The sequence below is a fragment of the Chryseobacterium sp. 2987 genome, assembly GCF_031456375.1.
Taxonomy (GTDB): domain Bacteria; phylum Bacteroidota; class Bacteroidia; order Flavobacteriales; family Weeksellaceae; genus Chryseobacterium; species Chryseobacterium vaccae.
The window spans coordinates 861,840-886,160 of record NZ_JAVDUN010000001.1; the positions used below are offsets into that span (position 1 = coordinate 861,840).

The window sequence follows — 24,321 nt, forward strand, 5'->3', positions numbered from 1 at the left end:
ATATTCCATAGTTGATTCTTATGGTCTCATTACTAACAAAAGAGAAATAAAGGATTTAACTTTTGTCTCCTACCAGTTCCATTATTTTTCGGTAGAAATTACTTACACGTCGCATGATGAAAAAATTGCGGGGTTGAATGCCTACCAGCATAGATTTGAAAGAGCCATGTTTATATAGTTACGTAAACACATCTTTTTATAATATCATCAACTTTTATATAAGTCGCTAATATAAAAGACCAAAGTATTGCTTTGTCAGCAGAAGCAGTACCTAATAACTTCTCACAGTAAAATTAAAGCGCTACGCGATCATGCTAAAGCTTAATTTAATTATTAAACCAAAACCTTAAAACCTTCTTTTTATAAGAAGGTTTACATACGCCCGAGCTGTTTGTTTTTATACGGATCAATTTGGCCTATACTGATATCATCAAAAGCTGTTTTTATTAAAATGGCTGTTACTTAATGTCTATATGATGCACCAACAAAGAACTGTCTTTCCGCAGAATGTTGTAAGCCGTAATTGATTCCTGCATCAAATTTCAGGTCTTTCTCAGCTTCCACCTGAATAGCAGCATTAATATAATTAAAGAATTGGTGGGCTTTAAAGTCATAGGTATAATAGGTTTCAGCAATGCCATCAATATTTTTAGTCAAAGAATGGCTGAGGGTTAAGGTCTGTAAAAATTCAGTATGCATAGACGGCTGATCCTTATCTTTCAATCGGTCTGCTTCTACCTGAAATCCCAGATTCCATTCACCCGGCAGCTTGTAAAGCATTGGTACAATCAAACCTCCTTCCAGTTTAGTTTCTGTATCATAATGAGAAGTCGGAAATTTAATATACGGCAGGATTGCCATAACAAAATTTCCTTTATCATTACCAATGATATTCTGTTTAACTCTTAGATTAATATCTCCAAATCCATTTGATTTAGAAATCTCTCCTGAAGTAAAATCAGTCTGCTTCTGCATTCCATAGGTCTGAAATCCGATCTGTACCGCAGTAGAGCCGGTTACTCCGAGCTTGATATTCCCCTGATTGATCATCAGGGTATGTGTTTTCTGTGATTCAGATGTTTCTCGTACTGATCTCATTAAATCCGTTTCATATTGAAAATGTCCCGCGTCCACAGTATAAGGAGATTCGGTCACATCCGGCCGATCGGTTTCCATGTCACGCATTTCAGCTCTTGGAACAGGATTAAATAAAGAGAATTTTTTTTGAGATTTCTGCTGTCCATAACATATGTTTGAAATAAATACCGCAGAAAAAATACATAAAGACCAATAATAATGTCGATTCATAGCTTTTTTCTCAAAGCTGTACAAAATGTGTACTAAAACTTGTTCATTTCATTAAATATGCTGTTTATTTTTAATAGTCCAAGAAAGTATATATAAGTGATAATTATTATATTTATACAATGACGAACAAAACATGTTTCAGTTAAAAAGCGGACATTATTAACAGAGAAGAAGTTGATGAATTTGAATATATTCTCCTAAAAGCTGCATCTACAGCGAACTGAGAAAATGTATGACAAGATGATGTTAAAACCACGATTAACCGCTTGGTATGGTGATGTAAAATCTTATGATTCAGCTGATCATAATACAACTTAAAGAATAATATCAATGTTCTAAGATTCTTTAATTGTTACTTGTTGATCGTACAATAATTTTTTCCTGCCATTTTCCATTCTATTCCCCAATGGTGCAGGTCAAGGATAATTTTCAAAAGTTGTGCACCTTTATCTGTGGGAGTGTAACGGATCTGCTTGGGCGTGGTGTCTTCAATATCTTCAGAAGTGACTAAATATTCATCCTTTAATTCCTTCAACCGGGTACTCAAAACCTGATCCGACAAGTTGGGAAATGCTTTTTTCAGCGTACTAAATTGAGATAGCCCTTCGGCGATAGAATAAAGAATTTGCATTTTCCAGCGCAATGATATGGATGCTAAAACATCATTGACATCGCAGGCTTCAGCTAGTGTATGTAAGTTTTCAGTGTTGGACGATAGTTCTTTTCTTGGTGTTGCCATATTATTTCTTTATTGCTCATTTTGGGATGAGTTATTGTCAGAGTAAGGGAGCGAGGGTACTTTTGCGATGTTAATCCAACAATGTAAAATTAGAAAAAATGAAACAATTAAAAACGTTATGGACATTGCTTTTTCTATTAAGCAATCTAATCTTTTTACAAGCTCAGAAAAAAGATTACAAGGCAACATTTGTTCTTGTACACGGAGCATGGCACGGTGGGTGGTGTTGGCAGGAAGTTGACCAGGATCTATCAAAAAAGAATTATAAAGTATATACACCGACGCTGACTGGTTTGGGTGAGAGAAAACATCTTATAAATGAGTCTGTAAATATAGAGACCCATATTCAGGATATTGTCAATTTGATCGAAATGGAAGATTTAAACGACGTTTATCTTGTAGGACACAGCTATGCAGGAGCAGTAATAGAAGGTGTTGCAGACAGAATTCCTGAAAGATTGCACAAATTGATCTTTTTAGATGCTATGCTTTTTGAAAACGGCCAAAGTCCGATATCAATGCAGCCTGAAGCGGTTCGGAAGATTCAAATGGAAAATATAAGGAAGAAAGAAAATTTCAAACCTTTCGATGTCGCTCTGTTTGGAGTTACAGAACCCAAAATGGTATCATGGGTAGAGAAAAGACTTACACCACAACCTTTTCAGACTTTTTCACAAGAATTACATTTAAATCACAAATTTGGAAATGGTCTGCCCTTGGTCTATATTGCATGTACATCTCCACAATTACCGATCATGAAGGAAATGAGTGTAAAAGTAAAATCGGATAAGAAATTGAAATGGAAGTATTTGGAGCTTGCCACAGGACATGACGCCATGCTTACCGGACCTGAGAAATTATCTGAGATTTTTATTGACCTCATAGATTAACTGTTATTTCAGTGTATAAGATGTTAAAACAAAGAGGCCAACTATAGGCTTCTTTGTTCTATTATCAGAAAATCTTTTCACAAAACCAGAATTTAAAAATTTAAAGTATTCAGATTGACTGGCGAGTAGGAGATTTTATTTTTAAAAAAAGCATTATGAAATTGATTCATCTAAGAATTAGCAGACGCTCATTATCGGAGTTTAAAAACTTTAAGAATTTCATAATCTTCAATCTTACTGCTTACCATTCTCAGTAATTCCATATTCCAGTCCCCATTTGTAAAGCTCGTTGATGCTGGTTTCCAACTTTTTGCCCTTGGGTGTCAATGAGTATTCCACGGTGGGCGGAACCGTTGCAAAGGCTTGGCGGATGACAATACCATTTTCTTCCATATTCTTCAGTTCCTTTACCAGCATCCTGGTACTTATTCCGGGTATCATCCTCTCCAATTCCTTAAAACGCCTTTTATCAAAAATCAGTGCATAAATGATCGACATCGACCATTTTCCTCCAATAATATCCAAGATCTTTTGAAGTTCACATTTATTTTCAGGTTTTTTAATTTTTTCTTTTTCCATAAATATCTGGTTTGCAATAAAAGTTACATTCAGGTTATTAATATACATTAGTGTAACTACTTGCAAAAGTAAAGTAATGGAAATAGATTTGCAACTTAATTTTAAAATATAATACACTATGTATGATTCATTAAAAGGAAAAGTCGCCTTAGTAACAGGCGGTACAAAAGGAATAGGTAAATCTATTGCTGATAAATTGAGTGCAAGCGGAGCGATCGTTGTTACAACAGCACGTGCTGAGGGAAAAGAAAATTCCAACAACCATCATTTTATTGCTGCTGATCTTACACATGCAGATAGTGCAGAAATCATCGCAAAAGAGATTCTGGAAAAGTATGGTAAAATAGATATTATCGTTAATAATGCCGGTGCTAATTTAAGCCCGGGAGGAGGCTTTAATACATTGGAAGATGAACATTGGCTTAAGGACTGGGAACTTAATTTTATGTCAGTGGTTCGTATTAATAAAGCCTTATTGCCTGCTATGCTTGAACAAAAAGAAGGTACCATTATCAATATTTCTACAGGAGCTGCTAAACAGCCGATCTGGGAAATGACCATGTCCTATTCATCAGCTAAGGCCGCTTTAAATGCTTACAGTAAAGCATTGGCAAATGAAGTTGGATCCAAAGGGATCAGGGTTAATATTGTTTCTCCGGGTATTGTAAAAACACCATTAATGAATGAATTCGTTGAAAACATTGCCCAGCAATCAGACATAAGCTTTGACGAGGCCTTTCAAAATATTATCAATGCTGTAGGTGTACCAATAGGAAAAATGGCAGAACCCGAAGAAATAGCTAATACGGTAGCTTTTCTTGTATCATCAGAAGCTCGATATATCACAGGAGCCAACATTTCTGTAGATGGCGGAGCATCACCAACGGTTTAATTGGTTGATGTAAATTATCAGTAATAAAATATAAGATTTATTATCTTAAACTGCGAAAGCATTGATTTGACAATTGAGTTGGATCAATGCTTTTTTCATGAATGAACCTTGCCGTTTTTTCCAAAATTTAAAAATCTTTTCGGTACTACGAAAAAGTAGTGATTTTATCCCATTCTGAATACTCAACTTTACCCCAATAAAGCTGATCAGCTGTTCACTTCATTTTAACATCAAAAATCACGGTTATGAATATCGAGAGAACAGAATTTATGGCATGGATGGAAAGAATTATGGAACGATTCGACATCCTCAAGGAACACATCGTAACAAAACAGTCCAGATTTATAGAAATCGACGGCGAGCAGCTGCTCGACAACCAAGATGTATTGCAGCTCCTGAAAATCAGTTCAAGATCATTGCAGCGCTACCGCACTGATAAAAAGCTTCCGTATTATACCATAAGCGGCAAGCTTTACTACAAGCTGTCCGATGTCCATCAGATAATAAGGAACAGCCTGAATTCAAAGAACGCATAAAGACAATCACGGCCAAATCGTTCGGAAAGATTTCCAATTTAATATTCCAGGTAGGTTCCTCCTATTTTTCCTCCATAAAATTTTAAAATGTGAAACGATGGAAGATAACCAACACAATAATACCAATGAAATCAAACCAGCAGCAGATACCCTTTTGGTTTTAAACATCCATAACAATAGGATTGAGATGGTGAAGGGAATTGATAAAGAAGGCAACCTGCAAAAAGTACCTCCGGAAAACAAGAAAGAAAATGAACAGCTTATCAGGGTCGATAAGCACGGGGATGTCTTCTCCAACTTCTTCTCCAACTTTTACCGGCAGCTTAAAAACCCGACGCTTTTCAATTTTTTTAAAGTTTCGGAATATGATGCAGTAGATACCGCTAAGGATCTTCAGCAGTATGTCAACCAGGCATCGCCTGAAGAAAAAGAACAACTCAAGGAATATGAAATTTTACCTAAAAATACCAACCCATTAAAAAATCAGAAAACAATGGAAAACAACACAGATCATCAGGAATACCGTTTCCAACCGGAGCAGATCGACTGGAAAACAATGGAAAAATTCGGGCTAACGCAGGAAAAGCTTGAAAAGATGAATGCTATGGATCCTCTGCTCAGAGGCTACAAGACCAATACTTTGATCCCTATCACCATTAACCTCGGTGCTGCCGTCAGCAAGATGGAGGTCAGATTATCCTTACAAGAAGGCGATACAGGCGATATCGGTATCAAGCTTCACGGCATCCGCAGGGAACCCAATCTTAATCTCAAGTTCTTAGGCCACGAGTTCAGCGAAGAAGACAAAAAGAACCTGCTGGAAAACGGCAATATGGGAAGAGTAGTGGATCTGGTCAACCCCAAGACCGATGAGATCATTCCTTCCATCATCAGCCGTGACCGCCTGACCAATGAACTGGTGGCTTATAGAGCTGAGTATATGAAAATCCCTGACGAAATCAAAGGAATCAGATTAGACGAGCATCAGAAACAAACCCTTTTGGAAGGCAAGCCTCTTTATTTGGAAGGGATGACTTCTACCAAAGGAACTTCCTTCGATGCTACCGTCCAATTCAATGCGGATAAGCGCTATGTTGAATTCATATTTGACAACAGTCAAAAGAATCAGCAAAGCCAGTCTCAAAAAGATAGCGATCAGCAAAACCAAAACCATAATCAAAACCAAAATAAAAATACTGAGGCTCCGAGAGTTTTCAGGGACAAAGAACTGGATGACAAGCAGTATGAGAAATTCAAGGCAGGGGAGACCGTCTATGTCAGCGGTCTTGTTGACAGCAAAGGAAAAGAATATCAGGGCTATATTACCTTCAACAAGGAAACATCCAAGACCGACTTCTCATTTACCAATCCTAATAAGCTCAGGGAAAAAGCCCAGCCCTCAGAATCCCATAAAACCCAAACGGCGGTGAACACGGATGGTAAAACCAACGAAGCAACAAAGAACATCAAAGAACCGCTTCAATCCAAACAGCAGGAACCTGCCAATAAGCAGCAACAGGAACAGCAGAAAAAAACTGCCAGATCAAGAGGAAGAAAAATGTAACAGAAAACCCATTCAATTCAGAATCTTCAATCTATCAAGCATAAATCTTCAATAACAAGAACCATAAAATACAAAATCTATGAAAACCATCATTGCAGAAAAACCGAGTGTTGCCAGAGAAATTGCCCAAATACTCAATGCCAACAACAGAAAAGACGGCTACTTTGAAGGAAACGGCTACTGCGTGACCTGGGCATTAGGTCATTTAGTATCATTGGGAATGCCGGAAGATTATGGCATAAGAGGCTTTGACAAAGCCTCTCTGCCTATCTTTCCCAATCCTTTCATCCTCACTCCAAGAAAGACAAAAACAGCCAAATCAAAAAACTATCAGGCAGACCCATCCGTCTTAAAGCAGCTTAAGATCATTAGAAATGTTTTCAGTCAATGCACAAGTATTATCGCTGCGACCGATGCAGGAAGAGAAGGCGAGCTGATCTTCCGCTATATCTATGACTACCTCCAATGTAATAAACCATTTGAAAGACTCTGGATAAGCTCACTGACTGAAAAGGCCATACAGGAAGGCTTTAAAAACCTTAAACACGGCTCAGATTTCGATGGACTTTATGAAGCTGCAAAAGCCCGAAGCGAAGCTGACTGGCTGGTCGGCATCAATGCTACTCAGGCATTAAGCATAGCAGCAAACAACGATGTCTATAGCCTGGGAAGAGTTCAGACTCCAACTTTATCCCTGATCTGCAAAAGATTCCAGGAAAACAAGAATTTCCAGCAGAAGAAATATTGGCAGATCCAGTTACAGCACCGTAAGGATTACTTAAATTTCACCAGTCTTTCCAGCCAGCAATGGGAAGACAAAAAACAGGCAGCGCAGGTTTTAAAAGCCTTAGAACGAGAGGGGAGAGCCACTGTAGAAGATGTCTCCATCAATACTGTAAAAGAACAGTCTCCATTACTGTTTGATTTGACAGAACTTCAAAAAGAAGCCAACCGAAAGCTGGGATTATCAGCAGATGAAGTCTTACAGACCGCACAAAGCCTTTATGAAAAAAAGTTCATTACCTATCCAAGAACCGGAAGTAAATACATTCCCCAAGACCTTTGGCCAGAAATCCCCGAACTCGTTAGAATACTGAACCAAACCGATTCTTTCAAACCAGCCATATCAACTCTAAAATTCGGCAATTTTAATAAACGCATTGTGAATGACCTGAAGGTAACAGACCATCACGGTCTTTTACCGACGACTAAAATTCCATCTGCTTTAACCGCTAGTGAAAAAGCAATCTATGAGATGATTGCCTACCGCCTTCTCGAATCATTATCAGAACATTGTACCAAGGAAGTCAGTCACATCACCATCAAAGTCCATCATTATGAATTCATTATCAAAGGTTTTAAAATACTTCACAAAGGATGGCGAGCCATCAAAGGTCTATTGTCTGATGAAACGACCCAAAACCAAGATAATAACAGCAAGAACAACAGCAATAATAATGAGACACAAGAACCAAATCTTATTGAACTTCCAGAATTCAAAAAAGGCGATGAGCTTAAGATTTCAACAGCCGAACTCCAGGAAAAACTGACCAGTCCTCCCAAACTCTACACAGAAGCAGACCTTCTTTCTGCTATGGAAAATGCAGGAAGACAAATCGAAGATAAAGACCAGCAGAAAGCTTTAGCCAGCATCGGTATCGGTACACCAGCTACCAGAGCCTCTATTATTGAAACCTTACTCACGAGAAACTACATCACAAGAAAAAGCAAAACATTAATTCCAACCGATAAAGGCGAAAAGGTCTATGATCTCATCAAAGACCAAAAGATTGCCAATGTCCAGATGACCGCAGAGTGGGAGATGGTACTCCATCAGATTGAAACAAGAGAACTCAATTCACATCAGTTTCTCAGCAACATCAAAAACTACACTAAGGAAATAACCCAAGAACTATTATCACTCAACATTCCTCAAGAAAACATCCCTGAACTCAAATGCCCCAAATGTCGGAAGCATAACCTTATCATTAAAGAAAAGATTGTTAAATGCCCAGATGAACATTGCCAATGGATTTTATTCCGAATAATATGCGGCGTACAGCTCAGCATCAATCATATCACTTCTCTCATAACAACAGAAAAAACGCCACTCATCAAAAATATGAAGAGTAAAAACGGGAAAAAGTTTGATGCCTTTTTAGTTCTCACAGATCAGTGCGAAACAATCTTTGAATTTCCGCAAAATAAGTAAAATTAAATACTATAAAATCTATGATAAGCTCTATCATAAAAAAGTCCGAAGAATAAATGATTCTTCGGACTTTTTTAATCAGTTTTTAACAAGCCCTCGGTTGGCGCTTTCCCAAATTTTTTCTTAAAAGAATAAGAAAAATGAGACAGGCTTTCAAATCCAAGGTCAAGGTAGAAAGAAGAAGGTTTTCTATTTTTACTTTCAATAAGATGCTTTGCCTCAATCAGTCTTTTATCTTGCAGCCATTTTCGTGGCGGCATTCCGAATGTCTTCTGAAAATCTCTTTTAAATCCTGATAAGCTTCTTCCGGTCAATTGAGCAAGCTTCTCAACCGGTACATTAAAATGAAAGTTACTTAACATAAATTTTTCAAGATCTATCTTATGATGCTCTGAAAAATCGAACAGAAAATTTCGAAGCTCAGGAACGGCAAGCAACATTAACTTGATGCCTTCCTTAACTTTTAACAGTCCCAATTCGTCGGTCATTTCAGCACCGGAGCTTCTGGCATACGGAACAATCGACTGAAAATAACCTTGAAGAAAATCATTATTCGGAAGGGTAAGATTCGGCATTCCGGTATATTTACCATCAGCTTCAAGTTTTCCTTCCAATGCGATCTGGCGCATCAGATCCTCTTGCAGGGAGATGACAATGGTCTCATAATGACCATTTGGTCCCGGTGTTTTAGTTAATGTTCCCAGCTGGTTCTTATGAATCAATAATACATTGCCCGCAGAGATACTAATATTCTGCTCCGAAGTCTCCAGAATCATCTGACCTGAGACCTGCAATACCAGCGTATGGTGATTCCAGACACAGGCCTTTTCCTTCCGTTCCGAAGAAAGGTAGGAATAAAATATAACACCCGGAAGAATTTCTGCTGGACTTTCCATTTATCTTTGTAGGTAAGTACCGCCTTTCATGGCACCTATTGCAAATGTACTGTTTAATAAGTTCATTTCTTCAGGCGAAAATACAATTTCCATTGCAGCAATGTTTTCAGGCAGTCTTGATCTACGACTCATACTTACCAACGGCATAATATGGTCGCCTTGCTCTTTGACCCAGGCAATGGCAAGCTGTGTCGGGGTAACATTTTTAACTCGCGCCATTTCTTTTAACACTTCAACTTTTTCAAGATTGTGGACCAGATTTTCACCTTGAAAACGGGAAAAGTGATTTCGGTGGTCATCCGCAGCGATAGGCGCTTTTAGATTACCCGTCAAAAGACCTTCCGCTGTATTGGCAAATGCTACGACACCAATCCCCAATTCTTTGGCAGTAGGCAACAGCTCATTTTCGATCTGACGGTCTGCAAGAGAGTAACCGATCTCCAATGCGCTGATTGGATAAACGCTATTGGCTTTCCGAAGCTGACCAGCAGTAATTTCCGATACACCAATATGGCGTACTTTTCCTTCCTCTACCAAGCCTGCGATGGTTCCGATAATGTCTTCTATAGGAACACTGCCGTCCATCCTGCTGGGCTGGTACAGGTCGATGGTCTCGATGCCCAGGCGGGTCAATGAGTAATTAATAAAATTCTTGATTGCTACAGGACGTAGATCAAGACCAATCCATTGACCATTGTGGAAGATTGCTCCGAACTTCACACTGATAAAGGCATCATCCCGTCTTCCTTTGATCGCTTTTCCAATTAGCATTTCGTTATGACCGGCACCATAAAAATCGCCTGTATTAAGGAAGTTGACGCCGCTATCCAAAGCCTGATGAATGGTTGCAATGCTTTCTGTTTCATCTGGTGTCGGTCCGCCCCAGATCGAAGACATCCGCATACATCCAAGACCCAGCTTAGATACCAAAGGCCCATTTTGACCCAATTGAATTTTTGTAATTTCTGACATGTGATTGATTTAATGTAATAAGACAAAGATCACCATTTATCAACCAATTAACTTTCCTGTACGGTTCAATTTATTTACCTGTACGGTTCAAAGTAAGAATAAAGAAAAAGACGTTTTATGATAATTCTTCTGAAACCTTCTATTAAGTCGTAAGTTTCACTTCTTAGCAAGAATATATTATTGTGGGCTATCTTGGTTTAATATATATTTCCTTTCAAGTTAAGTATATATTTTTGAACTGTCATAAAAAAAAGCAGCCCTAAAGCTGCTAGTTCCATCCATCCTATTTAATCACCTTTCTCATGTTCATGAGGTTTCAGTTTTGGATGTTTAGGTTGATTAGGAGGAGTGACTCTCCTTCTTTTGTCGGGCTCACCATCTGGTTTTTTAGGTTTAGGTCCCGGCTTGATTGCTTCAATTGTGCTCATAGCAAAAAGAATTGGTTAATACTTATTTCTGATATCAAAACAGATTAATATCAAGTTCAAAAGTAAATTACCATTTTATAAATTCATTACGGAAAACCGTACTATCATTTCTTATATAATATAGTAAGAAACTTTCTGGGATATGAGCATTTATATAACATTACCTTCTTCTCGGAGCACTTCTTGTATGTGGACGAACATACGTACCATCCTTTCGGGTATAACCTTTAACACTTACCGAGCCTCCCGAACTTGATCCTGAATTATAGCTGGAACCTGAACTAAATGCTGGAGAAGTATATGATGATGTCTTAGTATAATTACTGTATGTTGAATGCTGAGGATTATTTGCCCATCCATAATAATTTCCCCATTTGATCTTTCTGTAATTTTTCCTGTTGGGTTTTGATGATAAATAAACCTCTGTACCTTTAGGAATAACTGTGGTAGAAGTTTCGTTATTGCTACTTGAGTAGAGTGGTGTATCTTCCTGTAGCAGGACAGTATAATAATTTGTACACGAAATTACTGAGAGTAGTAATACAAGATAGAGTAATGATTTTTTCATTGTAGTTAATTTTATTTATTTACAAATCTAAAACTACTTTACACCGAGTCATTACGGTTTTCCGTAGTCTCAAAAATTTCATGTTATTATTGTTTAAAACCTTAATAATTGCTACCTTACATTATCTCTTAAAAACTAAACTAATGGCAATTGAAAAATCTACAGGTTATACTGAGACAGAAAGGATATTAGCAAAACTATGTGATGCTACTTTCTTAAAACTATGGTCTTATCCTAATCCTTACAAAGAAGATACAAAGGAATTGTGCGATTTAATGGCAGTTTTTGACAATAAGATTTTTTTATTTTTTGATCGTGAAAGTAGGAAATTCGATAATTTAGAAGGTGATATTGATGTACAATGGAAGCGCTGGCACAAAAATGTAATTGAGAATCAAATAAGAACAGCGGAAGGGGCAAGACGATATGTGCTTGAAAATCCCGATAAAATATATTTGGACAGCAAAAAAACAACACCTTTTCCTATTCTTATACCTCAAGAAAATATAATTATATATAGTATTATTATTGCTCATGGAGCGGCGGAAGCTTGTTTGCGACATTCACCGGAAAATATTAACGGAAGTCTTGCAGTAACTTACAGTAAAAGAGAAAAATTAGGGCTTGATATGCCTTTTCTTGTAGAGCTAGATAGTAATAAACCTATTCATATTTTTGATACCTTTAATTTAGAAATCATTCTCAAAGAATTAGATACTGTATACGATTTTTCTGAATATCTTTCAGAGAAAGAGAAGGCTTTAAAACATTATGACAGTATTACTTATTGCGGAGAAGAAGACCTGTTAACTAATTATTTTCAAAACTTTGATTCGGCAAAGCAAAAATATTTTGTTGGAATAAAAGATGAAAAAGCAACCAGTATTATGATTTCCGAAGGTGCATGGAACACCTTTGAAAATTCAGCTTTGTATAAAAGAAGAAAAGAAGCAAATAAAACATCTGAGCTGTGGGATAATTTACTTCAATACACTACTCAAAATGCCCTAGACCAAACTCTTAAAGGAAATAGTAACATCTTTAAAGGTGAAAGCGCTATTTGTGAAATGGCCAAAGAACCTAGGTTTTTTAGACGAACGTTGTCTGATTTTATGATACGAGCTATAGAAGGATTTCCTGGAGATGGGACAACGCTTATGCGTAATTTATCTATTATGCCGTCCTTTTATAAAAGCACAGTTTATGTCTTTTTACAATTACATGATCCCAGAAGTAAGGATTATGATAATGAGTATAGACCTAAAAGACAAGCACTGCTTGAAATTGCTTGTGGTGTTACCAAAAACAAATTTCCTGAATACGAGAAAATAATAGGTATTGGTATTGATGCTCCAAAATTTACCCAAACCAATTCTGAAGATTTTTTACTACTTAATGCAAAGGACTGGTCGGAAGACGATATTTTGTATTATTCAGACTTAAATAAAAATATTAATTTCTTAGAAACTAAAAAAATGGTTAAGAAAATAGTCAATATTCGAGATTTTCCGATTAAAACTAGTTTGAATAGCCGTAAAAGAATTGGTAGAAATGAGCAATGTCCTTGTGGCTCTGGAAAAAAATATAAGAAATGTTGTATTGGTCTCAAGAATTAATATCGTTGGCTTATAATCATTGATAAAGAAATGGCTATGAATATTAAGAAATCAAAAATCTACAGTATAATTGGAACAATCATAAACAGTACATTTATCAATATTTCTTTACAAAACACCACAAAAGTTACCATTTCTGTAAATGAGGTAAAATAGAAGAAAACGGAATTGCAACAATAAGCGGAAGAATTAATAGCGTAATTTCACCCCTGCACATCACAAATATGAAAAGTAAAAATGGTAAAAATTTGATGCGTATATATTACTAAATGATAATTTGAAAAATTCTTTTGAATTTCTGTGCTGATTAATTTGGTAGGAAAATTCTAAATTGAAAAGTAATTTCTAATAAAAATAATTCAAATTATAAGTATTTACTTTCATCATAAAATAAATTTACACAGCTTAAATCATCTTTATAGATAAAACATTCGCTCCTGAAGTCTGCGCCATAAGGGCATTTTTCTACTTTTAAAGATTTAACAGTATAAAATTCGATGTTATTTACAATTTCATCATTCTCTAAATCATAATTTTCTATGTCTTTAATAAAATCAAAATTTAAAATATTTACATTTAATTTTGAACTACCCGTGTAGAATAGGGATATAACATAAATTTTTTTTGCATTTTTAAAAAAATCATTCTGACGTTTTCCGATGAGCTTTCTAATTGTTCTACCATCATTTACAACGTCTGTAACTATAAGAATATTTTCGTAACTTTTATCATTGTTTTCAAAGTTCAAAAATGTCTCAAATTCGTGATGCTCATGATGTCTATATGAATAGGGTAGAAAAGAGTAGGGCTTATTATATTTAATAGCAGCCTTAGTAGATAAAATGTTTCCCTCATACCCCAATCCAATTATCAGGTCTAAATTTTCTGATCCAATGCTTTTCTCAACAACATCTACAATAGCATTTTTTAAGAAATTTAAGTTCTCTTTATTTTCAATCAGCCTTGAAACATCAATCCAGTTATGTGCTCTAGAGGTTTCACTCCAATGAAAATGTCCAGAATAAAATATTTTTAATTCTTTCACTTTATCATATAAAGCATCTGTAAATTTTGAATTGTAATAGTTTTCTTTTTGATGATCAATAATTCTTTCTTCAGGTTTATCAACCATTTCAGGTTGACTTTCTGTGGAAGGAACAAGTTCTATTATTTCTGTATCTAGTATTTGATGATCATTTGAAGAAATTTTTAATTCTCTATCTTGTTTGGCTCTAACATTATCTCTAACATCCCAATGATATGGATTTTCAAAATCTCCAGACTTTTGTAGAGCATAAATTTTATTTATTAGTAAAATATTTGTATTAATTTGAACTTCATAAATTTTAAAGGCACTATCATATTTTTTTGATGATAATGCGCCAGAATCTGAAACCAATATTTCGTCATTTTGTGCCTTTTTTAAACTACTAGTATGTTCATTTCCTGACAAAATAAAGTTTATGTTATTTTCTTCCAACTTGGATATAAATCTACTACGATTTGAAGGCTCCCATTGTCCAGTTTTTTTGTTTTCATGTGACGAAGTAATATTATGGTGACAGGTAAGAATCTTTTTTAAATGTTTTGGTGTTGCTAATGACAAAATTTCTTTTTGAAACTGTTCAATATGTATTGCTCCTAAAGTTTGTTCCAAATCAATTTTGTGAGATGAATTAATTCCAATAATTTGAATTACATCATCAATTATTAGATTGTCGACAATGACATTATTAGGATTAAATGTACGACCAAGAAAGTCATAATAAAAATCTGCGAAATTTTGAAATTTTGCATCGTTTTTTTCTTCAAAAGTGCTGTCAACCTTCGAAGCTATTTGGGTTTCTAAACTTCTCCTATTTAGGTCATGATCTCCAGGAATTAATAGAATATTATCTTTAATAATATTTAATTCTGAAATGATCTTTTCTAAATATAATTTTGCATAAGAAAATTCTGTTTTTTCTCCCCAATCAGTTATATCACCAGTAATTAATAAATATATAATTGAATTTCCAATTATATCCTTTGCAAATTTTGTAAAACGTTCTATGTATAATAGATTATTTTCATCATCGGTTGCAGACAAATAAGAATCGTGATCTTTTATAGTGCCATCATACTTTGTATCTAATGATACATGTAAGTCAGAAATATGTAAAATTATGCTACTCATTTAATGGTGTTAGGTTTGTATAAATGTAATAGTTTAAAGATTTGTTATTTTCATTAGTTACAGAAAAGATAGAAATTGTCATATCTATATTATCTGGATTTAAATCTTCTCGAGCTAAAGTCTCTATTTTGATCAATGACACATTTCCCAAATAACGACCTCCAGAAAATTCTATTAAACTTTTTGTAATTTTGACTTCAGTGCCGAGGCACACTAAGTCTGAAACAACAATATATTTTCTTTTGTCAAAATTATGCTTCTCTAATTTATTATATAATTTAGTTATTGGGCCAACTTTATCGAAGACTAAAATATCTAAATCTAAAAACTTTGCGAGGATAGATACTATGAAAGTGCTGGTAAGACTTTGACAAACTAAAATGGGATTACTTTCAATTTCCTTCTTCCACTTAAAATAGATTTTCATCGCTAATTTATATAAAGCGAAATATATAAATGGACTTTCCGCACTTATAAATTTTTTTATATCAATAAATGAACTTAAGTAAATAAAAGATGACGAATGTTTTTGTTTGTAAGGTGTTATATAATTTTTGATTAAATGTTCAAATTCATTATTGAAAATTTTCTTTGCATCTAATTCTACATTATAAATTGATTCACTACTGCTTGTAAAAAAGTAAAATTTTTCATATCCTTCATTACTATTTATAATGTTGAATTGGTTTTGTATTAAATCTAATGATAAAGGAGCAGTTAGATTTTTTATTACATTAGTGAAAACTATTTTAAAACCTAAATCTCTGATTGCAATTATCTTCTGCAATAAATTGGGCTGTATATGTTTTATATATTTAAGATCAAATATTATTTAGTTATAATTTGAAAAGTCATTACTTGAAACAAATTCGAAAATCCTCTGGACAGTTTCATACTGAAGACTAGAAACTTTAATCCCTTCAGTACCATCCTTCTCATAATTGGATGTGAAAACTTCTTCAGCGTGCAAACTAAAATATAAATAGTCCGCTTTTTTTATTAAAGATACTATCATATTTTATTACTAGGAATTTCAACTTCTATATGTACACCTCTAAATTTAACATTGAAGAATCGCAAAGAAGAATATCTATAATCATCATTATATCTATTGCTAATATTTTCATAAAGTAAGATGAAATTCTCTCTTAATTTTTCACTTAATGACGACATTATTTTAATTTCTTCATCGGTTACTTCATTTTTTATTAGCTTCTTCCGGTGATATTTAAACAACTCATCTCTGATATCTTTTAATTTCAATAGTTCTTTTGACATTCTATTTGAAATTATAATTTGAGTGTTTTCAGAATGCAGCCTAAAATATCCATTTGAATTTATAACAACAGAAATCATTAAATCGAATAAACCTTTTCGATCTTTAAGAGAAGAAAAATATAATGTTTCAATTATATAGCTGAGATTTTCTAAAACTTTAAAATTTACGTTGAGTAATTTTTTACTATTTAAAATCTCTTTTAGTCTAAAAGGTTTATAAAGAAAATCTTCTTTCTTCGATTTCAACGATTCAGAAAATCCTATTCCATTATCTGATATAGAAAATTTTGTTGCAAATCTATTTACAAACATTAGTGCGAAAGTATTTGATTTAGAGTGTAATACTCCGTTGGTAATCAATTCAGATAATATTTCAATATATAGATCAAGTTGTTCATTAGTGTTAATGTTATCGATTAACAAGTCCTTGAAGTGATCTCTTACGGTATAGATATATTGTGAAATCAAAAAGTCTCTTTTCTGATCCTCATTATCAAACTTGCAAAGTTTCTGATCTAAGTCATTATCAATAATTGAGTAGCAACGTACTTTATGTTCGCTTCTTGGATTTCTACTGATGAAGTCTCCTAAATATTCCTCTTTGAATTTTAAAATATTTCTTCCAATTGGAAAATATGGATTTCTGTTATTTCCAGCAACATAAAAGAAATCACTTTTGTACAAAAAATTTAAAACATTTTTTGTTGCTAAATTGTTGTATAGTGCCAGATTTATAGGTTGCTTGTAAAATTTACTTAATTGCTCTACAAGACTAAGTAATAACGGAATTGTTATAGGGTCAATATTATAGTTAGATTCATATATGAAACTATCACCATTTTCAGCCAACTTAAATTCAACTTGACCAGATTCTTGTATATATTTTGCAACATCATAGAGGAATCTGGAGTAAAATACATAAGGTGTTAATTTTTCATTATTGTTGAGTATATTTACCATTGATTAAAGGCTGTATTTTAAATTTTAATTAAATATATAATAATAAAATATTTTAGTCGGTGATAATTTTTATAATTAAAAAAACCTTTGAGAGTTACCATTTTTGTAAGTTTTAAAAACATCTTAAAATTATATTCTTACATATTTTTCTCTTATAACTTTTCCTAATCTTAGTCTTTCAAAGTCATCATCCGTTCTAAAACTCATTGAAATGAAATGCTCCCGGACTAAAGTTGTATTTGGAAGTTCCTTAGCATATCTGTCTTGAATCTCTTTAATTTTATCTAGTAATTCAAAACCTCTTTTAGTTAAAGGTGCAATGAATGTCGGAACTAATTCTCTTTCATTCCAATCAATCAAATAATCTGAATAATCTATAAATGCTAAATTTTGGGTAATTAGAAATTTACAGTAACTATTTAAAAATTCGTATTCATTATATCCTAAAGATAAACCGTATTCACTTTCATTATTAAATTCAGCAATTTCAGTTGCTAAATCCATACTAAAATAAAGGTGTCTGCATATATTTGTTAAACCTTGGCAAAATAAGTCTAAATAACTAATATTGAAAGTTATATTTTTACAAACGGTGCTGATCATCGTATCAAAAATCTGTTCCATTTCAAAATATTCTCCATCAAAACCACCAGCGGTCTCAAAAATCTTTGAATGGTTTGAAATATTCAAATAATTTTCTTTTTTCAGGATTACGTAATCTTGTTTTCTATTTGGAATGTTAAGTTGATATCGCACATCAGTAAAGTAAATTTTATCATTATTCGGACTATAGACAAATAGTATAACAGGAAGTGGAAATAAACTCCAATAATTTTTGTGGTTAACAGTTGGATAAAAAGCAAAATGGTCTCCCTTATCAGTTAGATAAGAGTCTCCAGATTTGATTTGAGCTGCGACAATTTTTCCGATTACTCTTCCAGTGGAATTTGCCATTTCAATTTGCCCGTCTATTCCAATATCACCATTGGAAGTTTCTCTGAAAATATATCCATAATTATTAAGCTCTAATGCTACCTTTAAAACTCCAGCCCTTTCTTTGTAGTAATTTTCACTAACAATAGGTGTATTCATGAGAAATTTTTTAATTATTAAGTAAACTGTTGAACTTCAAATTCAATATTGTAAAATGTTGATAATATTATTTTTATTTTATCTCTTTCCAAAGAACAAATTTTGGTTGCTCTCAAAAGTTATTTTTCTAATTCTTTCAACCTCTTGTTTGTTGTCCTCATTTGAACCAAAATAAATGAACTCTTTAAAATCTTGATCTAAATATTCTACGATTTCAGCTTTAATAGATGGAGACAAAAATATTTTTGTCAGATAGTGGTTAATATACTGAATTTCCTCTATTGGTTTATTTATTTCATCAGAAGTAGAAATAATGAAACTTCCATTTTGTCTAAATCTCCTAATTTCTCCGGCATAATTTTCAAAATCATCAGGAAATTGAGAATGGTGTTTAACCATGTAAGCTTTACCTAGTTCAAAAGGATTTTTGTCAAAATATGAGAAGTCTTCAGGTCTTTGAAAATTAATCAACTGATCCCCATAATAAGGGCATTGATATAGATATATTACCCCATCATTGTCAATAAATTTTTTTTGTTCATCGTCAGTTGCAAAAAACATTGCATTGTTAAAGTCCTGACTCCAGTCGGTTAGCCTTGTATAAAAACCCAAGTGCTGGGCTTGAAATAAATTGTGCCAATCTTGAGCATACTTAGTAGTATCTTTATCAAAATGATCTAATACCTTAACTCCTAATGTTTCTTCATTATATTTTTTGAAAAATTTTTTTTCTTTTTCAAGAATTTCAATATTAGTAAGGTGAGCATTTCGGGTAATATTCGGTTTTATTGGCCAATCATTAATTTGACCTCTGAAAAATGCTAGATAAGGTGAGAGACCATCTCTTCTAACTGATTGGTTAAAAGATAATAACTCTTGTAAATTATTGGGACGATATATTTTCATGGTAAAAGTTTGGACATAAAAATACAAAACCATTAATTATCATTTGCTATTTAAATTCGATTTCTTTTTAATATTGAAAAATCATAATGCTAAAAAATTTTTAAATACTTAATTTTTTATCCAAAATAGTAATTTAGATTAATCAATCCTTTAGCATACTCTTTTGTTTCAAGTGAAAAATTTTTAAGATCTAAAATGCAAGAAGTAGAACAATCGAAATTAATAATTCGCTAATAAAGAAATATCAATTTAAATATATAACATCATTTCAAATCTGTTTTATAGCTATTTTTTGCCAATCTAAATATTTAGAATAGAGGCAACTTCTCCAAAAGTATAATATTGACACAATAGTAAACAGGTATGATACCCACTCTAAAATTATTTCGAAAAATTTTATAAGTACAGATTTCTCATAACTTGAAAAGCCTTCAAGGCCAGAGCTATTTCTCCTATAAAATTTTCTTCGGTAAATCCAGTACTGAATAAAAAGTGCAGTTACTAAACTGATGCTTGCGATAGTAATAATCTATTCATATGTATTGTAATTTTTTGGTATTATAAATGTAAGTATATATAAACATTAATTTTACATATATAACATACTTGCTTAGAAATGTACTGGATAATTCCACAATTATAGTAATTTATTACTCCTTTTTGTTATGATAAAAGGAAAGAATCTGAGAAATAAAAGAATTAAAATAAACAGAAGAAGTTCTTGATTAATGTTCAGATCGCTACTATAAAGAAATTAACAAATGAAAATCCTAACTAATTAGTTAGGATTTCTTTTATTCGTCAATCTTATATTTATTAATATCGAAATCAAAGTCAAAAAGTTCTTTGGGGGTAATACCAAAAGCTGATGACATTTTCAACATCGTTTCTATAGTTGGATTGCCCTTTCCATTTTCAAATTTATTGTAATTGCTTGAATCGAAATTTGAATTCTGTGCAACCTCATCCATTGAGTTATATTTTGTAGCTCGAATCTTCTTCAAATTTTCTGAAAACTCAAGCATAAATAATCTTAAGACTTCTTTGCTATCCATAAATAATGTATTTACGGGCAATTTTGGATTTTTGATTTAAAAATTCGTGGTAATATATTACCATATAATAAATAAAATTACTATATTTGTAAAATAAGTTACAGAATATGTAACTTTGCGATACTTCAAAGAATAATAGAAGCTATTGCTTAGAATCTCAATTCGAAAACTGGTAATTTTAGTATACGAGACGATAAGCAGAAAGCTCACGACCTAGGCGTGGGCTCTCTTATCTGTATACAAGGTATACCAGTACCCCGAATTGGATAATGTAGAGTCCCACGCCGTCTTTTTCCAATGCAGTTCGCTTTTTCTACTTTCTAAGCCCGCTTCCTAAAAATAGTATCAGACACGATACAATAGGAGGGTACAACCTATTGCGGCTTTAAAAAGCTTACACGGGACACAGATTCATTCATATTAAATTCTTTCCGGTGCCTTGCGGTCACTGTTTACAGAACCTCACCAGTCCTTTTTCATACCAAAGGGCATCAGGAAAGTTTTACTAAAAAAGAATCAAAAAACTACTTAACTTAAATTCAGAAGAAAGAAAAAAGCCCCTTCCTGTAAGTCGCCTAAAACATCAGGAAAGAGCGTAGTTCAGTAATTAATCTTTAGAAAATTAAAAACCTTTACAAATCTATGAAAAATTCCTATTACCATATAGGAGGTATTTTCTTTGGCCTTATGCTGACCTCTGTCAGCACTCAATCAAAAGCCCAAACACGCACAATTTCCGGTACCATAACCTCATCTAACAAACCACTTTCGGGAGTCATCATCTCCCAAGAGGGCAGTGATCAGGTAACGATGACCACTAATAACGGAACCTACACCATAAAGGTTTCAGCAGAAAATCCCATCCTATTGTTCAGACATCCTGATTATGCAGAAGAAAAAGTCACACTCGCTAATCAGACCGTCGTCAATATCAGCTTAGAACAGAAAGTAAAGGGAATCGAAGAAGTTATTCTCAACGCCGGCTACTACAAGGTTAAAGACAAAGAAAGAACCGGTAGTATCGCCAAAGTTTCAGCAAAAGACATAGAAAACCAGCCTGTAACAAATGTCCTTTCCGCAGCACAGGGTAGAATGGCGGGTGTAAACATTATTCAGAGTACAGGTGTTGCAGGTGGAGGTTATGATGTTCAGATCAGAGGTCGGAACAGTCTTAGAACATTGACAAACAGTGCTGTCGATGGAAATCAGCCTCTGTATGTATTAGATGGTGTGCCTATGGCATCCGGCGTGACATCCACCCATTCAGCGCAGATCTTACCATTCCGAAATATCAACCCTTTAAACAGCATTAACCCCAATGATATTGAGAGTTTTGAAATTTTGAAGGATGCAGATGCCACGGCTATTTATGGAAGCAGGGGAGCGAACGGTGTTATTCTGATTACCACAAAGAAAGGAAGCAGCAATAAATCCAATATCACCATCAACTCAAGCCTTGCCTTCAGCAATGTAGCATCAAGATTGAAAATGATGAAAACAGAACAATACATTGCTATGCGTAAATCAGCATTTGTCAATGATAATATCTCAGCATATCCTTCAACAGCCTACGATGTCAACGGAGCTTGGGAAGATTCCCGCTACACCGACTGGCAGAAAGCACTGACTGGTAAAACTGCGACAGCTTCCAATACGAGTCTGGGTTTATCTGGAGGTTCAGATGGATGGACGTACCGTATCAATCTGACTCACAGCGAGCAGACAACAGTGTATCCTGCGGATTATCAATATAAGAGTAATAACCTGTCAATGGGCTTTACGCACCGTTCTAAGGATAAAAAGCTAAACATTGCCATGGTGAACATTTTTTCGCAGCAATTCAATAATGTTATTAATGAGGATCTGACAAATATCGGTCTGTTTTTAAGTCCTAATGCTCCTGAACTTTACAAAAGTGATGGATCATTAAATTGGCAGAACAACACATTTACCAATCCAATGGCAGCAACAGTGGCAACTTATCAGAATGATACCAAGCAGATCAACAATAGCATCAATGTGTCCTACCAGATTCTTCCAAACATCAGTTTCAATATCAACTCAGGATTCAATTATCAAAATTTTGAAGAGTTCAATTTGAGGCCTCACACCAGGTATAATCCTGCTTTTAATTTTACGAGTTCAACTGGTTCAAGTACACTGACAAGCTCCTTTTCATCCTTTTCATACAATTTGGAACCTCAGTTGACTGCTGATTACATATTTGGAAGAAATAAGCTTAATGTTTTAGTGGGAGCAACCATTAATTCACTGGAATCAAAACAATCATCCATTCAGGGTTCCGGATTTGAAAACAATGCTTTAATGATGAATATTAATGCTGCCAAGACAAAAATATTTTCTGACATTATATCTACAGACTATAAGTACATTGCTGCCTTTGGAAGAATCAATTACCAGTTTGACGGCAAATACATTGTCAATCTAACTGCGAGAAGAGACGGCTCCAGCAGGTTCGGGCCAGACAACCGGTTTGCCAGCTTCGGAGCATTGGGGGCAGCATGGCTGTTTTCAAAGGAAAGCTTTTTATCAGGCAGAAAATGGTTAAGTTTTGGAAAAATAAGAGGAAGTTACGGTATCGCTGGGAGCGATAATATTGGCGATGCACAATTTCGGGATACGTATTCTGTTGCTTCTGCAAGTATTTACAATGGCGTTGTAGGATTAGTTCCTACAAGATTATTCAATGGCAGCTTTAGCTGGGAGAAGACGAAAAAGCTTGAATTTGCAGTTGAAACTTCATTTTTTAAAGATGTAGTAGGCTTAAATATTTCATGGTTCCGAAACAGATCCGATAATCAACTTGTAGGCCTTCCTTTGCCTTCAACTACTGGTTTCAGTTCCGTACAGGCAAATCTGGCTGCGACCGTGGAAAATAAAGGCTGGGAATTTGAATTCAGAACCACTCCTATAAAAACCAATAGTTTTTCATTAGAGTCTAATTTTAATTTAACCATACCCCGAAATCGTCTTCTCGAGTTTCCCAATCTTGAAGGCTCCACGTATGCCAATCAATTTGTGGTAGGGTATAGTACCTCTATTGTAAAGTTGTTCAATTATACCGGAATTAATCCAAGTACAGGATCATATTCTTTTACAGATGTCAATGGAGACGGTAAAATTTCATCACCCGATGACAATAAAAGCATCGAAGATCTTTCGGTTAAATTTTATGGGGGATGGTCAAACAGATTACGATATAAAAACTGGGACTTGTCCTTTTTATTCCAGTTTACAAAACAGAAAAACTATAATTATCACAGATATATGCCTGTAGCTGGAACTATGAATAACCAACCGCAGTTTGTATCTGATGTGTGGTCGGAAGATAATCCCAATGGCTACTACATGCCTTTCACAACCGGTGTGAATGCATCAAAAAATGCTGCACATACTAATTTTACCCGTAGCACGGCCTCAGTCAGTGACGCTTCATTCATCAGATTGAAAAATATTCAGGTCAATTACAGGCTGCCGTTAAAGAATTCATTCATTTCAGCGGTTACAATTTATGCTCAGGGGCAAAACGTTTTGACATGGACAAAATATTTAGGTCTGGATCCGGAGTTTGTTACCACCGGTTATTTGCCACCACTAAGAACATGGTCAATTGGAACGCAGATTAACTTTTAA

The 24,321-nt window shown here is 34.2% G+C and carries 20 protein-coding genes; 7 read left to right on the forward strand and 13 right to left on the reverse strand.

Annotation, left to right across the window (positions count from 1 at the left end; genetic code table 11):
- Positions 1 to 462 precede the first annotated feature (462 nt).
- Both J2Y40_RS03930 and J2Y40_RS03935 read right to left on the reverse strand, forming a co-directional pair.
- Entirely contained in the window at positions 463 to 1,176 is a 714-nt protein-coding gene (locus tag J2Y40_RS03930) for a transporter (RefSeq protein WP_309997176.1), read from the reverse strand.
- 484 nt (positions 1,177 to 1,660) lie between these two features.
- The gene (locus J2Y40_RS03935) at positions 1,661 to 2,047 is read right to left on the reverse strand and encodes a helix-turn-helix domain-containing protein (protein WP_309997178.1); all 387 of its coding nucleotides are present in this window, start codon (positions 2,045 to 2,047) and stop codon (positions 1,661 to 1,663) included.
- A gap of 98 nt (positions 2,048 to 2,145) precedes the next feature.
- Here J2Y40_RS03935 and J2Y40_RS03940 point away from each other — a divergent pair, with 98 nt between their 5' ends.
- Entirely contained in the window at positions 2,146 to 2,937 is a 792-nt protein-coding gene (locus J2Y40_RS03940; protein ID WP_309997180.1) for an alpha/beta hydrolase, read from the forward strand.
- A 234-nt stretch (positions 2,938 to 3,171) separates the two neighbouring features.
- Here the strand turns inward: J2Y40_RS03940 and J2Y40_RS03945 are convergent, their stop codons facing one another.
- The gene (locus J2Y40_RS03945) at positions 3,172 to 3,516 is read right to left on the reverse strand and encodes a helix-turn-helix domain-containing protein (RefSeq protein ID WP_309997181.1); all 345 of its coding nucleotides are present in this window, start codon (positions 3,514 to 3,516) and stop codon (positions 3,172 to 3,174) included.
- 118 nt (positions 3,517 to 3,634) lie between these two features.
- On the opposite strand from J2Y40_RS03945, the gene J2Y40_RS03950 reads away from it, so the two are divergent.
- The 4 genes from J2Y40_RS03950 to J2Y40_RS03965 all read left to right on the forward strand — a co-directional run bounded on the left by J2Y40_RS03950 (position 3,635) and on the right by J2Y40_RS03965 (position 8,720).
- Positions 3,635 to 4,408: an SDR family oxidoreductase gene (locus J2Y40_RS03950; protein ID WP_309997183.1), complete on the forward strand. Its 774-nt coding sequence runs from the start codon at positions 3,635 to 3,637 to the stop codon at positions 4,406 to 4,408.
- A gap of 245 nt (positions 4,409 to 4,653) precedes the next feature.
- On the forward strand, positions 4,654 to 4,944 hold the full coding sequence (locus tag J2Y40_RS03955) for a helix-turn-helix domain-containing protein (protein WP_309997185.1): 291 nt from the start codon (positions 4,654 to 4,656) through the stop codon (positions 4,942 to 4,944).
- A gap of 97 nt (positions 4,945 to 5,041) precedes the next feature.
- Positions 5,042 to 6,508, forward strand: coding sequence for a DUF3945 domain-containing protein (locus tag J2Y40_RS03960; protein WP_309997187.1), 1,467 nt, complete (start codon positions 5,042 to 5,044; stop codon positions 6,506 to 6,508).
- A gap of 79 nt (positions 6,509 to 6,587) precedes the next feature.
- Positions 6,588 to 8,720 carry a DNA topoisomerase 3 gene (locus tag J2Y40_RS03965; protein WP_309997189.1) on the forward strand — a complete coding sequence of 711 codons (2,133 nt, stop codon included), beginning with the start codon at positions 6,588 to 6,590 and terminating at the stop codon, positions 8,718 to 8,720.
- A gap of 74 nt (positions 8,721 to 8,794) precedes the next feature.
- On the opposite strand, the gene J2Y40_RS03970 is transcribed toward J2Y40_RS03965, so the two are convergent.
- The 4 genes from J2Y40_RS03970 to J2Y40_RS03985 form a co-directional block, all read right to left on the reverse strand.
- A complete protein-coding gene (locus J2Y40_RS03970; protein WP_309997191.1) occupies positions 8,795 to 9,616 on the reverse strand; it encodes an AraC family transcriptional regulator in 822 nt (273 codons plus the stop codon).
- Positions 9,617 to 10,588 carry an aldo/keto reductase gene (locus tag J2Y40_RS03975; protein WP_309997194.1) on the reverse strand — a complete coding sequence of 324 codons (972 nt, stop codon included), beginning with the start codon at positions 10,586 to 10,588 and terminating at the stop codon, positions 9,617 to 9,619.
- Positions 10,589 to 10,875: 287 nt separating this feature from the next.
- Entirely contained in the window at positions 10,876 to 11,016 is a 141-nt protein-coding gene (locus J2Y40_RS03980; RefSeq protein ID WP_309997196.1) for a hypothetical protein, read from the reverse strand.
- A 160-nt stretch (positions 11,017 to 11,176) separates the two neighbouring features.
- Positions 11,177 to 11,584: a hypothetical protein gene (locus J2Y40_RS03985; protein ID WP_309997198.1), complete on the reverse strand. Its 408-nt coding sequence runs from the start codon at positions 11,582 to 11,584 to the stop codon at positions 11,177 to 11,179.
- A gap of 143 nt (positions 11,585 to 11,727) precedes the next feature.
- Here J2Y40_RS03985 and J2Y40_RS03990 point away from each other — a divergent pair, with 143 nt between their 5' ends.
- On the forward strand, positions 11,728 to 13,200 hold the full coding sequence (locus J2Y40_RS03990; protein ID WP_309997201.1) for an SEC-C metal-binding domain-containing protein: 1,473 nt from the start codon (positions 11,728 to 11,730) through the stop codon (positions 13,198 to 13,200).
- A gap of 364 nt (positions 13,201 to 13,564) precedes the next feature.
- Here J2Y40_RS03990 and J2Y40_RS03995 read toward each other — a convergent pair whose 3' ends face one another.
- From J2Y40_RS03995 to J2Y40_RS04020, 6 genes are all read right to left on the reverse strand, one after another.
- A complete protein-coding gene (locus J2Y40_RS03995) occupies positions 13,565 to 15,376 on the reverse strand; it encodes a metallophosphoesterase (protein ID WP_309997203.1) in 1,812 nt (603 codons plus the stop codon).
- Positions 15,369 to 16,163 (reverse strand): hypothetical protein, encoded by a 795-nt coding sequence (locus tag J2Y40_RS04000; RefSeq protein WP_309997205.1) that lies wholly within the window; start codon positions 16,161 to 16,163, stop codon positions 15,369 to 15,371. Before J2Y40_RS04000 ends, J2Y40_RS03995 begins: the two co-directional genes overlap by 8 nt.
- Positions 16,164 to 16,387: 224 nt before the next feature.
- The gene (locus J2Y40_RS04005; protein WP_309997207.1) at positions 16,388 to 17,614 is read right to left on the reverse strand and encodes a hypothetical protein; all 1,227 of its coding nucleotides are present in this window, start codon (positions 17,612 to 17,614) and stop codon (positions 16,388 to 16,390) included.
- A 129-nt stretch (positions 17,615 to 17,743) separates the two neighbouring features.
- The gene (locus J2Y40_RS04010; protein ID WP_309997209.1) at positions 17,744 to 18,706 is read right to left on the reverse strand and encodes a DUF4365 domain-containing protein; all 963 of its coding nucleotides are present in this window, start codon (positions 18,704 to 18,706) and stop codon (positions 17,744 to 17,746) included.
- Between the two features lie 78 nt (positions 18,707 to 18,784).
- Positions 18,785 to 19,612: an FRG domain-containing protein gene (locus J2Y40_RS04015; RefSeq protein WP_309997211.1), complete on the reverse strand. Its 828-nt coding sequence runs from the start codon at positions 19,610 to 19,612 to the stop codon at positions 18,785 to 18,787.
- 794 nt (positions 19,613 to 20,406) lie between these two features.
- Positions 20,407 to 20,667 carry a helix-turn-helix domain-containing protein gene (locus J2Y40_RS04020; RefSeq protein WP_002977335.1) on the reverse strand — a complete coding sequence of 87 codons (261 nt, stop codon included), beginning with the start codon at positions 20,665 to 20,667 and terminating at the stop codon, positions 20,407 to 20,409.
- A gap of 642 nt (positions 20,668 to 21,309) precedes the next feature.
- Here J2Y40_RS04020 and J2Y40_RS04025 point away from each other — a divergent pair.
- Entirely contained in the window at positions 21,310 to 24,321 is a 3,012-nt protein-coding gene (locus tag J2Y40_RS04025) for a SusC/RagA family TonB-linked outer membrane protein (RefSeq protein ID WP_309997215.1), read from the forward strand.

Excerpts from the sequence above, each read along its gene's own strand:
- J2Y40_RS03930 (WP_309997176.1), bottom strand. The coding sequence starts at position 1,176 with ATGGAAACCGATCGGCCGGATGTGACCGAATCTCCTTATACTGTGGAC.
- J2Y40_RS03935 (WP_309997178.1), bottom strand. The coding sequence starts at position 2,047 with ATGGCAACACCAAGAAAAGAACTATCGTCCAACACTGAAAACTTACAT.
- J2Y40_RS03940 (WP_309997180.1), top strand. The coding sequence starts at position 2,146 with ATGAAACAATTAAAAACGTTATGGACATTGCTTTTTCTATTAAGCAAT.
- J2Y40_RS03945 (WP_309997181.1), bottom strand. The coding sequence starts at position 3,516 with ATGGAAAAAGAAAAAATTAAAAAACCTGAAAATAAATGTGAACTTCAA.
- J2Y40_RS03950 (WP_309997183.1), top strand. The coding sequence starts at position 3,635 with ATGTATGATTCATTAAAAGGAAAAGTCGCCTTAGTAACAGGCGGTACA.
- J2Y40_RS03955 (WP_309997185.1), top strand. The coding sequence starts at position 4,654 with ATGAATATCGAGAGAACAGAATTTATGGCATGGATGGAAAGAATTATG.
- J2Y40_RS03960 (WP_309997187.1), top strand. The coding sequence starts at position 5,042 with ATGGAAGATAACCAACACAATAATACCAATGAAATCAAACCAGCAGCA.
- J2Y40_RS03965 (WP_309997189.1), top strand. The coding sequence starts at position 6,588 with ATGAAAACCATCATTGCAGAAAAACCGAGTGTTGCCAGAGAAATTGCC.
- J2Y40_RS03970 (WP_309997191.1), bottom strand. The coding sequence starts at position 9,616 with ATGGAAAGTCCAGCAGAAATTCTTCCGGGTGTTATATTTTATTCCTAC.
- J2Y40_RS03975 (WP_309997194.1), bottom strand. The coding sequence starts at position 10,588 with ATGTCAGAAATTACAAAAATTCAATTGGGTCAAAATGGGCCTTTGGTA.
- J2Y40_RS03980 (WP_309997196.1), bottom strand. The coding sequence starts at position 11,016 with ATGAGCACAATTGAAGCAATCAAGCCGGGACCTAAACCTAAAAAACCA.
- J2Y40_RS03985 (WP_309997198.1), bottom strand. The coding sequence starts at position 11,584 with ATGAAAAAATCATTACTCTATCTTGTATTACTACTCTCAGTAATTTCG.
- J2Y40_RS03990 (WP_309997201.1), top strand. The coding sequence starts at position 11,728 with ATGGCAATTGAAAAATCTACAGGTTATACTGAGACAGAAAGGATATTA.
- J2Y40_RS03995 (WP_309997203.1), bottom strand. The coding sequence starts at position 15,376 with ATGAGTAGCATAATTTTACATATTTCTGACTTACATGTATCATTAGAT.
- J2Y40_RS04005 (WP_309997207.1), bottom strand. The coding sequence starts at position 17,614 with ATGGTAAATATACTCAACAATAATGAAAAATTAACACCTTATGTATTT.
- J2Y40_RS04010 (WP_309997209.1), bottom strand. The coding sequence starts at position 18,706 with ATGAATACACCTATTGTTAGTGAAAATTACTACAAAGAAAGGGCTGGA.
- J2Y40_RS04015 (WP_309997211.1), bottom strand. The coding sequence starts at position 19,612 with ATGAAAATATATCGTCCCAATAATTTACAAGAGTTATTATCTTTTAAC.
- J2Y40_RS04020 (WP_002977335.1), bottom strand. The coding sequence starts at position 20,667 with ATGGATAGCAAAGAAGTCTTAAGATTATTTATGCTTGAGTTTTCAGAA.
- J2Y40_RS04025 (WP_309997215.1), top strand. The coding sequence starts at position 21,310 with ATGAAAAATTCCTATTACCATATAGGAGGTATTTTCTTTGGCCTTATG.